The following is a 12,362-nucleotide window of genomic DNA, read 5'->3' as shown; positions in this document are numbered from 1 at the left end:
ATGACAACATGGGATTTAACTCCGCTTTTTAAAAACGAAAAAGAGCTTGAAAAAAGTGCATTAAGCTTAAAAAATGAGTGTGAAAAATTTGAAAAAAAATATTTAGAAGATTTTTTAAATTTAAGCACAGATCAATTTTTAGCGGCATTTAATGAGTATGAACAGCTACTTTCTAAAATTTCAAAGGTTACAACTTATGCATTTTTAGTATTTGCAAAAGATACAAGCAAAGGTGCTTTTTATGCCAAATTTGAAGAGATTGCCACAAAAGCTCATGAAAATTTACTATTTTTTGAACTCAAATTTAATGAATTTGATGACAAAAAGCAAAAAGATATCATTAATACCTCTAAAAACAATGGATACTATCTAAGCAATGTAGCCAAAACTAAAGCACATCAACTAAGCCTAAAAGAGGAGCAAGTTTTACTTCGTACTGCAAACACTCGAGCGGATGGATTTGCAAGGCTATTTGATGAGACGATGAGTAATATGAAGTTTAAATTTCAAGGCAAGCTTTTAAGCGAGGAGGAAATTTTAAGCAAACTTCACGACAAAGATAGAAATATAAGAAAAGCAGCCGCCAAAAGCCTTAGCAGTGAGCTATCTCGTCACCAGCATCTGCTTGGATACATATACAATATGATAAAAACTGATCTAAAAACAAGTTGCGAGCTAAGAAATTTTAGCTCTCCTGAAGAGCCAAGACACGAAAGCAATCAGATCAGCAAAAAAAGTGTAGATGCACTTATTAAAACAACAGAGGCGAATTTCTCTTTAGTTAGTAAATTTTATGACAAAAAACGCAAAATTTTAGGCTTTAAAAAACTATATGACTATGATAGATATGCACCGCTTGATGAGGGTAGAAAATATGAATTTAACGAGTGTAAGGAGATAGTTTTAAAGGCATTTAACGATTTTAGTCCAAAATTTGGCAAAATAGCCCAAAAAGCTTTTGATGAAGGCTGGATAGATGCCTATCCTACGGCCAATAAAAGAGGCGGGGCATTTTCACACTCAGGCTCATTAGATGCTCATCCTTACGTGCTTTTAAACCATGCGGACGGAAGAAGAGACCTGTTTACTCTTGCTCACGAGCTAGGTCATGCGATGCATCAAAATTTGGCATATAGTGTAGGTTATCTTAATTCCGACACTCCGCTTACTACGGCTGAAACAGCTTCAGTATTTTGCGAGATGCTTGTATTTGACTACATTAAAAAAGATCTTTCAAACAAAGAGAAAATATCTTTATTGGCAGGCAAGATAGAAGATATTTTTGCGACTCTTTATAGGCAAATAAACTTCACTACATTTGAACGCCAAGTTCATGCTCACGACGGAGAGATATCGCTTGATGAACTAAACAAAATTTGGCTCAAAGAGAGCGTAAAGATGTTTGGAAAAAGCGTTACTCTAAATGATTATTATAAAATTTGGTGGAGCTACATCCCTCATTTTATCCATACTCCATTTTATTGCTACGCATACTCCTATGCTCAGCTTTTAGTATTGGCTCTTTTTGGGTTATACAAAAGCGGAAAATGTAAGGATTTTGTAAAAATTTACACCGAATTTCTAAGCCTTGGAGGAAGTAAATCGCCAAAGGATATGGTCGCAAAATTTGGGTTTGATATAGAGGACTCGAAATTTTGGAATATAGGCATAAACGAAGTTAAAAAATTAGTCAAAGAATTTGAGGAGTTATAATGCTTGATGAAATTTTAGACGATGAAAAATTCTCACTGCTGATGAAGATGCATGTTTACGAATGTATAGACTACCTGCTTCAAAACAGTCGTCCGTTTTCTGTAATGGCGAACTCGGACTTAGTAAAATTCGAGCCGGAGCTTCCAAAGAGTATAAGCTCTACCTTTACATCTCCGGTGATTCTTTTTACTCTTGATGGATATACATTCTCTAGTGCTAAATTGATGCAAGACAGTCTTAGTTTCGAGGCAGGATTTGGAAGTGATGATTTTGCTTCTCTTGTCAGCTTTCCGCTTGGAGCAGTAGTTCAAATTTTAGTAGAAAATAGCCCGATTTTGATCAATTTTTCTATTCACAAAGAAAAAGAGGCTAAAAGTAAAACTCAAAAATCAATGTCAATCTTTATGTCAAATCCAAAAAATAAAGATTTTTTCAATAAATAAAAACACTTTTGCAGACATAGAATCACTATGTCTGCTATAAAATTCTAGAAATTGAAGCTATTTTTTATCTTTAAAAAGCTATTTAATAGATCTTCATTCTCTTTAAGTGCCGCTACATAAACTGAACGAGTAAGCTTTATTCTATTGATTTTTATTTCAAAAAGTCTCTCATTTTTTAGATGATCTTCAATTAAAAATTTAGGTAAAAAGGCGACATAATCTTCGGCAAAATTATTTAAAATTGCTCTTTTTACCATTATTGAGCCCTCTAGCACATAAGCACTTTTTAAATCATTATAATTTATTCCATATTTTACGAAAATATCATTTAGATAGTACTTCGTGCGATCTTTTATCAATTTGTATTTATACAGATCTTCTGGCTTAATAGAATCGGCTAGTTTTTTATTAGAAACCAAAACAATCTCATAATCAAAAAGCTTTTTTACTATAAGATTTTCATCATAAGATTGATCTAAAACTATTGCAATATCACTTCTTCTATCCTTTAAGTGCGGGATTAGATCGTTTTGCTCTTTTATTCTTATATCAAGCTCCGCATTGGCAGTTTGTGAAATTTTATCAAGTAATAACGGCATAAAAGTTTCTCCGATAAGCTGAGTAGTTGATATTATAAGTGGGGCTTTATCGTTTTTGATATGAGAAATTTCATCTTTAAATCTAAACATTGCACTTTCAAATCTAAGGCAAAGCTTATAAAATTTTTCACCCTCTCTAGTTAAAATTATTCCATTTTTTTTACGCATTATCAGGGTTGCTTGTAAAATTTCTTCCAATTTTTTTATTTGAAGCGTAACAGCCGGCTGAGATATACCAAGAGTCTTTGAAGCCTTAGAAAAGCTTCTCTCTTTAACTATCTCCATAAAGGTGTAAATTTTGCTAAAGTCATTAATCATTTTTATTCTCTCCTTGATAAAGTAATCTATATATTACTTTAAGTTATAAATTATAGCGGACATAATTATATTAATATATACTAAAATTTCACTGAAAGCGAAACAGCGTTAGAAATTAATATAAGCGGCGATTTTTAAGCTTATTGTGTTAAAATCTATAAATAATATATTTTTGGAATTTTAATGCGAGATATCCTAGATAGTTTAAACGAAGAACAAAAAAAAGCCGCTACTCATTTAGATGGGGCAATGCTGATTTTAGCTGGTGCCGGAAGCGGAAAGACAAAGACAATAACTACAAGACTTGCCTATCTTATTAGTGAGGTTGGCATAGATCCTTCTAGTACACTTACTCTTACTTTTACAAATAAAGCCGCTAATGAAATGCGAACCAGAGCCATTAATATGCTATCTGAAAATAACAAAAATTTTACTCCACTGCTCTGCACTTTTCATAAATTTGGACTTTTGTTTTTAAAATTTTATATAGATAGACTCTCTCGTAAAAACAGCTTTGTCATAATCGACACCGATGATAAAAAAAGAATACTAAAAAGCTTTGAAAGCTCAATCGCTACGCCAATACTATCAAGTGAAATATCAAATTTCAAAAACTCCCTTTTAAGCGTAGAAGATGTTATCTCGAGCACCAATTTATTTGGCAATAACGAAAAACACAAAGATGGTTATTACACTAAAATAGCAAACATATACAAACAGTATGAAGAGTATTTAAGCGCAAATAATTTAGTGGATTTTGACGACCTCCTATCTCTGACTTATAAAATTTTGGATAAAAACGAAGGACTGGCAGATGAAATTTCACAAAGATATCGCTATATAATGGTAGATGAGTATCAAGACACCAATGATTTGCAATATAAACTCCTTAAAAAGCTTTGCAAAACCCATGAAAATATCTGCGTAGTAGGTGATGATGATCAGAGTATATATGGCTGGAGAGGCGCAAAGATAGAAAATATCTTAAATTTTAAAAATCAATTTAAAGATACAAAAATAATCAGACTGGAGCATAATTATCGCTCGACAAATTCTATCCTCAAAGCCGCAAATGAGCTGATAGATCACAATAGAAACCGCCTAGGCAAAAAGCTAATAGGCACCAAAGACGGCGGTGAGGATATAGTATTTATGGAGTCAGTTGACGAAACTATGGAGTCTGGCAAGATAGCAAAAAGCATCAAAGAGCTACTTGCAAAAGGCGTAGATGCAAGCCAAATAGCCATATTATACCGTATAAACGCACTCTCTCGCTCCCTTGAAGAGGGTCTTAATAAGGAAAAAATACCGTATAAGATGGTTGGCGGTGTAAAATTTTATGAAAGAGCGGAAGTAAAAGATGTTATTAGCTATCTTAGGCTAGTCGCCAACGAAAACGATGACTTTTCGTTAAAACGCATAATAAACCGTCCAAAACGCGGTCTTGGTAAAGTAAGCATAACCAAGATCGAGAAGATAGCTTATGAAAATAAAATTTCTCTATTTGAGTCAATATCTACTCTGGATGAAAAAGATGAAGCCTTTAGCAAAAAAACAATATCTGCTCTAAACGATTTTACAAGCGGTATAAAAGAGCTAAAGGAATGCGGCTCTTTATATGAACTAATTGATAAGCTAGAGTCTAAATTCGGTATTAAAAAATATTACGAGAGTCTTCCTGACGGTGCTGAAAGAGTAGCAAATATCGATGAATTTTACGCGATGATCAAAGATCAAATCAAGCAAAATCCGGAATTTGAACTAGAAGAGTTCTTAAACGAACTTGCTTTAGCCAGCGAACAAGACGCCATAAGCGATAAGGCTATCTCTATAATGAGTATTCACGCAAGCAAAGGGCTTGAATTTGATCATCTTTTTGTAATCGGGCTTGAAGAGGGATTTTTCCCGCTAATAGGAGACGGAAGCGATATAGAAGAGGAGAGAAGATTGGCTTACGTGGCAATAACAAGGGCTAAAAAAACTCTTGTTCTAAGCTACGTAAATTCAAGATTTTATAAAGGACAAAGAACAAGACTTGAAAGAAGCAGATTTTTAAGCGAGGCCGGAATATGCACGGGAAGCCTAATAATCCAACCTCAAACTACAAGCGAATACAAAAAAGGTGATTTGGTAAAACATAAGATATTTGGCATAGGACGAGTTACGGGCGTAAGTAAAATCAAAAAAGATCTAAAGCTAACTATAAATTTTGGCGGTATAGAGCGCGATATAATGTCAAATTTTGTAGAAAAAGTCGTATGAACGCTCTATTTGTAGCGAATAAACCGATCGCAATCAGCTCAAATCACTTTCTAAATCGTATCAAAAGAAAATATCCAACTAAAAAAGCAGGCTTTTCAGGCACTTTAGATCCTTTTGCCAGCGGTTGCCTGATAATAGCTCTTGGTAACTATACAAAGCTGTTTAATTACATCAGCAAATCTCCTAAAATTTATGAAGCCACGATGTGGATAGGGGCAAAAAGCGAGAGCGGGGACAATGAAAATATAAGCGAAATTGAAATTTTAAATCCTCTTGATTTAAAAACAATTGAGCTTGCTAAAAATTCCTTGCTTGGTAAAATAAGCTATACTCCGCCAAAATTTAGCGCAAAAAACATAGACGGAACAAGAGCTTACAAGCTAGCTAGAGCGGGAGTTGAATTCGAGCTTAAAAAAGAAGAAATGGAAATTTTTAGCTGCGAAATAATGCACTACCGTCATCCGTTTTTAACATTTAAAATTAGCGTAGATGAGGGATCATACATAAGGTCATACGCTCAAATTTTAGCCAAAAAACTGGGAGTAAATGCGACTCTTAGTTCGTTAAAAAGATTAAGCGAAGGCAAATTTAAATTTGAAAATGAAAAGTTTTTAAATCCGCTTGATTTTATAGATCTAAAAACTAATGAGTATTTGGGCGATTTAAAAGATATCGAATTTGGTAAAAAACTTGAATATACAAGTTTTAAAAAGTATGAAGATGGAATATATTTAATAAAATTTGATAAATTTTTTAGTATTATTGAGATAAAAGATCAAACGGTTTCGTACCGATTAAATAAGGTTGAATTATGCTGATACTTTCGCGTAAAGAGGGTGAGAGTATATTGCTTGGAAACAATATAAAAATCACTATCGCAGGGATTTCAAAAAGTGGAGTTAAAGTGGGCATAGATGCTCCTAAAAATATGATGATATTGCGCTCCGAGCTTGCAGAAGAAGTGGCCAACGAAAACAAACAGGCTATAAATTTAGCCGACGAGATAGAGCTTATCGAGCTTAGCCAAAAAATAAAAAAATGAAAAGCTTTGCAAAAATAAATATATTTCTTAAGATAGTCGGAACCCGCGCAAACTATCACGAGCTGATCTCGCGCTTTATTTTAGTAGATGAAATTTACGATGAAATTTGGTTTGAAAAGAGTGAAAAATTCAAGCTTGTTTGCGATAGTGTGGATATAAAAGACAATATTGTATTAAAGGCCAAAAAAGCACTTGAAGACGCTGGATTCAAAAATGAACTTGATAATTTTTTCAGATCGCATAAAATAGTTTTAAAGAAAAATATCCCTATGGGGGCGGGGCTTGGCGGAGGAAGCTCTAATGCGGCCGCTTTTTTAAATTTAGCAAATAGCGAGCTAAATTTAAAAATTTCAAAAGAACGCCTTTATAAGATAGCAAAGAGCATAGGTGCCGATGTGGCGTTTTTCGTAAGCAGATTTAAAAGTGCAAACGTGAGTGGTATAGGCGAGATTGTAAAAGAATTTGATGATGAAATTCCTAAAATTAAAATTTTTACGCCTGATGTTTTTTGCTCCACTCCAGAAGTTTATAAAGAATTTAGAAGAAATTTTATGGATAAAATAGATACAAATTTGGCAAATAAGATGCAACATATAAAAAGTAGCGAGTTGCTCGCAACTTACAAAAATGATGTGTTAAACGATCTTTATGCGCCTTGTTTTAAAATTTATAACGATATGAAAGAGTATAAAGATATGTTTTTAAGCGGAAGTGGAAGCACTGTTTTTAAGGTAATAAATGGGTAAAGATTTAGCAAAAAACAAAAAAGCTCTGCATGATTTTAGTATAATAGAAACTTACGAGGCTGGAGTTGTGCTAAAAGGAAGCGAAGTAAAGGCACTTCGTGCAGGACGGGCAAATTTAAAAGATAGCTTTGTGAGAATTATAAAAGGCGAGATGTTTTTACTAAATGCGCACATAAGCCATCTTAGTACGACACATTCGACATTTCGCCCTGATGAAAGAGCTCCAAGAAAACTACTTATGCACAGAAAGCAGATAGATAAACTCTTTGGAGCGGCAACACAAGAAGGTCTTACTTTAGTTGTGCTAGTGCTTTATCTAAACGATAAAAATATCGTAAAGGCTAAAATCGCACTGGCTAAGGGTAAGAATTTGCACGATAAACGCGAGAGTTTAAAGAAGCGAGAGGCTGACAAAGAGGCTCGCGTGGCAATGAAAAGATATATATAAATTTAAAGGAATAAGATGAAAAAAATATTTTTAGCAATTCTTTGTGTAATTTTTCTAGTTGGTTGCGGTAAAGAGGACGAGACTGCCAAAGCCCCTGCTAAGATAGAAGGATATAAAACAGGCGAAGAGATAAAGCTTGCAAGTGTTTTTGGCAAGGAGCTAACACTTCTTAGGACAGAGGGTGGATTTGTCATAAAGGGCGATGAGAGCAAGGTGATAATGTTTGATATCTTTGGTACATTTTGCCCTCCATGTCAAAAAGAGGCACCCGAGCTAATGGATTTTCAACTAAAAAATGATAAAGATTTTATAATAATTGCACTAACACATTTTGAAAATGTAACAAACCAGCACGTAATAGAAAATTTTGCACAAAAATATAATGCATATTATTTTATCTCAAATAATACTCCTGTAAACGATAAGCTTAGCGCTCAAATTCTAGAAGATATCAAATATCCGCATCTTGAGTCTGTGCCTATAAAAATGGTGCTTAAAAACGGAATCTATCAACCACTAACAGATATTGCCAGCGGAAAATTTGGAGTACATTACTATCTGGGCGGGATTCACTTAGACAAATTGACTCAGGATTTTGAGAGAATTAAAAATGTCAACTAAAACTAGCGAAAGAACGTTGGAAAATACGAGTCTAAAAGAAAAGATTAAATTTCCTAAGAAATTTAAAGTTATTTTATTAAACGATGATGTTACAAGCATGGATTTTGTTGTAGATGTTTTGACACAAATTTTTCATCATAGCGCACAAAGCGCTATTACGTTGATGTTAAAAGTACACAACGAAGGAAGTGCTGTATGTGGGGTTTATATCAAAGAAATTGCTCTTAGCAAACAAAATGAAGTTAGAAAAGTAGCTATCAGCGCTGGATATCCGCTAAGAGTAAATATAGAGGAGGAGTGATGCTGGATGCAAATTTAAGCTATTTTTTGGAAAAAGCAGGACAGTTCGCATACTCAAATTCGCACGAATATTTAACAAGTGAGCATATATTATTTGTATTAATAAATCTAAATGAAGAGAGTAGAGATATGCTTACTCGTGCAGGACTTAAAGATATTGAAGGATTAAGAAACGATCTTAAAAACTATCTTGCACAAAATAACGAACAAGTTACACAAAACAAACAACCTAAAATGACACTACTGCTTGAGCAAATTTTCAAAGAACTTACAGATGAAACAAAGGCGCAGAATAAAAATATAGGAATCAAAGAGCTTTTGTATAAAATTGCGGTCAGCAAAGATAGCTTTTGCTCACAAATTTTAGATTTTTATGGGGTAGATGCACAAAAGATAAAAGAGGAAACAACGGCTGAGAGCGATAAATTTGAAAATTTAAGTAAATTTTCAATAAATCTAACAGCTCTTGCAAAAGAGGGAAAGATTGATCCAATTATAGGCAGAACTCATGAGCTAGAAAGGCTTATGCAGACCCTAAGTCGCCGCAAGAAAAATAATCCTTTATTAGTCGGTGAGGCTGGAGTAGGAAAAACCGCAATAGTAGAAGGATTAGCGCTAAAAATTTCTCAAGATGAAGTGCCCGACAAACTCAAAGGGTCTCAAATTTTCGCCCTTGATCTAGGGGCTATGATAGCTGGCACAAAATATCGCGGTGATTTTGAAAAACGACTAAAAGATGTCATAGATGAGGCTAGTAATCACGAAAATGCGGTACTTTTCATAGATGAGATTCATACAATAATAGGAGCAGGTGCCACAAGTGGTGGAAGTCTTGATATGTCAAATTTACTAAAACCAGCCCTTTCCAACGGCTCACTTAGATGTATAGGCGCAACCACATATACTGAGTATAGAAATTTTTTTGAAAAGGAGAAGGCTCTATCAAGACGCTTTGCCAAAATAGACGTGGAGGAGCCAAGCATAGAGGATAGCTGTGAAATTTTAAAAGGACTTCGTACTAAATACGAGAAATTTCACAGCGTTAAATATAGTGACGAGATTTTAAAACTAAGTGTAGAGCTAGCTAAAAAATATATCAATGATCGCTTTTTGCCAGATAGTGCGATAGACCTTATAGATGAGGCAGGAGCAAGGTTGGCATTAAAAGAGAAAAAAAATGTAAAAGTTAAAAAAAGCGATATAAGCGAAGTTTTAAGCAAGATTGCAAATATTCCTAACACAACCGATGTAAAGACTAATGACATTTCATTTTTAAAAGATCTTGAGAAGAATTTAAAATATGAAATTTTCGGACAAGACGATGCCGTTAAAACTCTAGCCGATGCAATAAAGCGCTCGTATGCAGGACTTAAAAATCCTACTTCACCTATAGGAGTATTTTTATTTACAGGCTCAAGCGGTGTAGGTAAAAGCGAGCTGGCAATATCACTGGCTAGAAATTTAAACATCAATTTTGAGCGCTTCGACATGAGCGAATATATGGAAAAACATAGCGTATCGAGACTAATTGGAGCGCCTCCCGGATATGTGGGCTTTGAAGGTGGGGGTATGCTTACAAATGCGATCAAAAAGCATCCTTATAGCGTAATTTTGTTTGACGAGATAGAAAAAGCGAATGACGAGCTTGTGAATGTCTTTTTACAAATTTTTGATAGTGCTAGTTTAACTGACAACACCGGCGCAAAGAGTGATTTTAGAAATACTATCATCATAATGACATCAAATTTAGGCTCAAAAGAAGCTCCTAAAATGGGCTTTAGCAAAGATGAAAGCAGTCGAAGCGATAGTGCTGTAAAAAGTTTTTTTAGCCCTGAATTTAGAAATAGAATTGATGCAGTAGTTCATTTTAACGATCTTAACGAGGATATTTTAGTTCGAATAACCCAAAAAATAATAGATGAATTAAACCTCAACCTAAAAGAGAAAAAAGTTACAATCAAAGCCGATACAAAAGCCAAAGAATATCTTTACAAAAAAGGCTATAGCAACGAATTTGGAGCTAGAAATTTAAAACGCATAATACAAGATGAAATTTCAACTAAAATCAGTGATGAAATTTTATTTGGAACCCTTAAAAATGGAGGCGTAGTCAATATTGGCATAAAATATGACAAATTAGCGTTTAAATTTGAAAAAATGCAATAGATAATTGAGCCTGGCGAGATAAAGTTGCAAAATAATTTTAAAAGAATTTATCACTTCCCAAACACCCGCCTAGCTCCTGCAAATTTTCCTCTTTGTATGGGTGGTGATTTAAGCGTGGAAGCCTTAACTCAGGCATACGAAAAAGGAATTTTCCCTTGGTTTTTACCACACGAGCCAATTTATTGGTGGTGCCCGGATCCTCGTGCAGTTTTGTTTCCAAAAGAAGTTAGAATCCAAAAAAGCATAAGATCATCTCTTAAAAAATTTATCGTTAAATTTGACTATGACTTTGCAGGATTTTTAAAAATTTGCAAAAACGAACGAGCTGGCAAAGAAGAGACTTGGCTAAGCGACGATATTGTAAATGCTTATATTGCAATGTTTGAAGCGGGATTTGCTCATAGCGTTGAAGTATACGAAGATGGTGAGCTAATAGGAGGACTTTACGGACTCATTTTTGGCAAAGTTTTTTGCGGAGAGAGTATGATAAGCCTAAAAACAGGCGCTTCAAAAGTAGCTCTTATAAGACTTTGCGAAGTTTTGGCTAAATTTGATTTCTTAATAGATTGTCAGGTTATGAATGATCATCTGAAATTTATGGGTGCTGTTAATATGCCAAGAGATGAATTTTTAGATAAATTTGAAATATTAAAAAATAATGATTCCGGATTTAAAAACTTCAAAGATTTAGAGAAATTTTTATAATTTTAGGAACAATATTTGCTTATATCTATAGTGAATTTTAAATAAAAGGCTAAAGATGTTTGCAGGAATTTCAAGCTCTAAATCAAAACAACTTGTAGAAAGCGCACTGGGTAGTAGAAATTTACGCCAACAATTAATCTCAAGCAATATGGCAAATATCGATACTCCGTTTTATAAGGCCAGAGATATTGCATTTGAACAAGCGTTAAGCGAAAGAGCGGCTGAAATTTACGGAAACAAAAAAAATCAGATCTTGCAGCTTGCTCAAACAGATAAAGCACATCTACCAAGAGTTGAATTTCCTAGCTCAAATATGGCTAAAATTTTCTTAAGAGATGGTCATATGGCCAGAAACGACGCAAATACAGTTGATCTTGATGTAGAAACGACAGAGATTAGTAAAAACGCTCTAATGATAACAGCGCTTGATAATGCAATGAAAAGAGATAGCGCGAATTTTAAAAGCGTAATCGAAGCAAGTAGTAAAATTTAAAAGGTAAAAAGATGTCATACTTAAGCGATTTTGATATAAGTGGATACGGACTTAGTGCACAAAGATTCAGGATGAATGTCATTAGCTCAAATATAGCCAATGCACATACCACCAGAACTGCTGAAGGCGGACCGTATCGTCGCAGAGAAGTTATATTTAAGGCTGTGGATTTTGATAGCACACTAAACGAAGAAATAGCTAAAAAAAATAGTATGCTAGAGTATGAAAACCCGCTTGATGACAGCTTTTGGCAAAAAGAAGCAAAACCTGCTATAATGAGCGTTGTAGTTGATAAAGTAGTTCGTGATGATAAGGATTTCAAACTAAAATATGATCCATCTCATCCGGATGCCAATGCAAAAGGTTATGTAGCATATCCTAATATAAATCCAGTCATTGAAATGGCTGATCTAATTGAGGCTACAAGAGCCTATCAGGCAAATGTTTCTGCGTTTCAGAGTGCTAAAGCTATCGCTCAAAGTGCAATAGAACTATTAAGAGGTTGA

Annotated in this window: 14 protein-coding genes; 13 read left to right on the top strand and 1 reads right to left on the bottom strand. The window is 34.2% G+C overall.

All coding sequences use genetic code 11. The features are described 5' to 3' along the window. Together CDOMC_RS03390 and CDOMC_RS03385 are read left to right on the top strand one after the other, a co-directional pair. Positions 1 to 1,713: a M3 family oligoendopeptidase gene (locus CDOMC_RS03390; protein ID WP_172127924.1), complete on the top strand. Its 1,713-nt coding sequence runs from the start codon at positions 1 to 3 to the stop codon at positions 1,711 to 1,713. After that, on the top strand, positions 1,713 to 2,156 hold the full coding sequence (locus CDOMC_RS03385) for a hypothetical protein (protein ID WP_172127922.1): 444 nt from the start codon (positions 1,713 to 1,715) through the stop codon (positions 2,154 to 2,156). Before CDOMC_RS03390 ends, CDOMC_RS03385 begins: the two co-directional genes overlap by 1 nt. 44 nt (positions 2,157 to 2,200) lie before the next feature. Here the strand turns inward: CDOMC_RS03385 and CDOMC_RS03380 are convergent, their stop codons facing one another. Further along, positions 2,201 to 3,073, bottom strand: a complete 873-nt coding sequence (locus tag CDOMC_RS03380; protein WP_172127920.1) for a LysR family transcriptional regulator — start codon at positions 3,071 to 3,073, stop codon at positions 2,201 to 2,203. Positions 3,074 to 3,256: 183 nt separating this feature from the next. Here CDOMC_RS03380 and CDOMC_RS03375 point away from each other — a divergent pair, with 183 nt between their 5' ends. From CDOMC_RS03375 to flgC, 11 genes are all read left to right on the top strand, one after another. Beyond that, a complete protein-coding gene (locus CDOMC_RS03375; RefSeq protein ID WP_172127918.1) occupies positions 3,257 to 5,335 on the top strand; it encodes an ATP-dependent helicase in 2,079 nt (692 codons plus the stop codon). Then, positions 5,332 to 6,153, top strand: coding sequence for a tRNA pseudouridine(55) synthase TruB (truB, locus tag CDOMC_RS03370; protein ID WP_172127916.1), 822 nt, complete (start codon positions 5,332 to 5,334; stop codon positions 6,151 to 6,153). The genes CDOMC_RS03375 and truB overlap by 4 nt, the downstream gene beginning before the upstream one ends. Continuing rightward, positions 6,147 to 6,377 (top strand): carbon storage regulator CsrA, encoded by a 231-nt coding sequence (gene csrA / locus CDOMC_RS03365; protein ID WP_170019121.1) that lies wholly within the window; start codon positions 6,147 to 6,149, stop codon positions 6,375 to 6,377. The genes truB and csrA overlap by 7 nt, the downstream gene beginning before the upstream one ends. Then, positions 6,374 to 7,123, top strand: a complete 750-nt coding sequence (locus CDOMC_RS03360) for a 4-(cytidine 5'-diphospho)-2-C-methyl-D-erythritol kinase (RefSeq protein ID WP_172127914.1) — start codon at positions 6,374 to 6,376, stop codon at positions 7,121 to 7,123. Before csrA ends, CDOMC_RS03360 begins: the two co-directional genes overlap by 4 nt. Next, positions 7,116 to 7,571: an SsrA-binding protein SmpB gene (gene smpB / locus CDOMC_RS03355; protein ID WP_172127912.1), complete on the top strand. Its 456-nt coding sequence runs from the start codon at positions 7,116 to 7,118 to the stop codon at positions 7,569 to 7,571. Before CDOMC_RS03360 ends, smpB begins: the two co-directional genes overlap by 8 nt. Positions 7,572 to 7,586: 15 nt before the next feature. Further along, the gene (locus CDOMC_RS03350; protein ID WP_172127910.1) at positions 7,587 to 8,192 is read left to right on the top strand and encodes a TlpA family protein disulfide reductase; all 606 of its coding nucleotides are present in this window, start codon (positions 7,587 to 7,589) and stop codon (positions 8,190 to 8,192) included. Further along, positions 8,182 to 8,493, top strand: coding sequence for an ATP-dependent Clp protease adaptor ClpS (locus tag CDOMC_RS03345; RefSeq protein WP_172127908.1), 312 nt, complete (start codon positions 8,182 to 8,184; stop codon positions 8,491 to 8,493). The genes CDOMC_RS03350 and CDOMC_RS03345 overlap by 11 nt, the downstream gene beginning before the upstream one ends. Further along, complete coding sequence (locus CDOMC_RS03340) at positions 8,493 to 10,658, top strand: AAA family ATPase (RefSeq protein WP_172127906.1); 2,166 nt, start codon at positions 8,493 to 8,495, stop codon at positions 10,656 to 10,658. The genes CDOMC_RS03345 and CDOMC_RS03340 overlap by 1 nt, the downstream gene beginning before the upstream one ends. Before the next feature lie 96 nt (positions 10,659 to 10,754). Then, on the top strand, positions 10,755 to 11,363 hold the full coding sequence (aat, locus tag CDOMC_RS03335) for a leucyl/phenylalanyl-tRNA--protein transferase (protein ID WP_218975688.1): 609 nt from the start codon (positions 10,755 to 10,757) through the stop codon (positions 11,361 to 11,363). 55 nt (positions 11,364 to 11,418) lie between these two features. Then, positions 11,419 to 11,856, top strand: coding sequence for a flagellar basal body rod protein FlgB (flgB, locus tag CDOMC_RS03330; protein WP_172127902.1), 438 nt, complete (start codon positions 11,419 to 11,421; stop codon positions 11,854 to 11,856). A gap of 11 nt (positions 11,857 to 11,867) precedes the next feature. Then, entirely contained in the window at positions 11,868 to 12,362 is a 495-nt protein-coding gene (flgC, locus tag CDOMC_RS03325) for a flagellar basal body rod protein FlgC (protein ID WP_172127900.1), read from the top strand.

Origin of the sequence: Campylobacter sp. RM16192, assembly GCF_004803855.2 — a bacterium.
In the GTDB taxonomy this organism is placed as follows: domain Bacteria; phylum Campylobacterota; class Campylobacteria; order Campylobacterales; family Campylobacteraceae; genus Campylobacter_A.
This window is presented reverse-complemented; position numbering and strand designations above follow the sequence as displayed.

Coding starts and splice junctions, on each gene's coding strand:
- CDOMC_RS03340 (WP_172127906.1), top strand. CDS start 8,493: ATGCTGGATGCAAATTTAAGCTATTTTTTGGAAAAAGCAGGACAGTTC.
- CDOMC_RS03360 (WP_172127914.1), top strand. CDS start 6,374: ATGAAAAGCTTTGCAAAAATAAATATATTTCTTAAGATAGTCGGAACC.
- csrA (WP_170019121.1), top strand. CDS start 6,147: ATGCTGATACTTTCGCGTAAAGAGGGTGAGAGTATATTGCTTGGAAAC.
- CDOMC_RS03390 (WP_172127924.1), top strand. CDS start 1: ATGACAACATGGGATTTAACTCCGCTTTTTAAAAACGAAAAAGAGCTT.
- aat (WP_218975688.1), top strand. CDS start 10,755: ATGGGTGGTGATTTAAGCGTGGAAGCCTTAACTCAGGCATACGAAAAA.
- flgC (WP_172127900.1), top strand. CDS start 11,868: ATGTCATACTTAAGCGATTTTGATATAAGTGGATACGGACTTAGTGCA.
- flgB (WP_172127902.1), top strand. CDS start 11,419: ATGTTTGCAGGAATTTCAAGCTCTAAATCAAAACAACTTGTAGAAAGC.
- CDOMC_RS03350 (WP_172127910.1), top strand. CDS start 7,587: ATGAAAAAAATATTTTTAGCAATTCTTTGTGTAATTTTTCTAGTTGGT.
- CDOMC_RS03345 (WP_172127908.1), top strand. CDS start 8,182: ATGTCAACTAAAACTAGCGAAAGAACGTTGGAAAATACGAGTCTAAAA.
- CDOMC_RS03375 (WP_172127918.1), top strand. CDS start 3,257: ATGCGAGATATCCTAGATAGTTTAAACGAAGAACAAAAAAAAGCCGCT.
- CDOMC_RS03380 (WP_172127920.1), bottom strand. CDS start 3,073: ATGATTAATGACTTTAGCAAAATTTACACCTTTATGGAGATAGTTAAA.
- CDOMC_RS03385 (WP_172127922.1), top strand. CDS start 1,713: ATGCTTGATGAAATTTTAGACGATGAAAAATTCTCACTGCTGATGAAG.
- smpB (WP_172127912.1), top strand. CDS start 7,116: ATGGGTAAAGATTTAGCAAAAAACAAAAAAGCTCTGCATGATTTTAGT.
- truB (WP_172127916.1), top strand. CDS start 5,332: ATGAACGCTCTATTTGTAGCGAATAAACCGATCGCAATCAGCTCAAAT.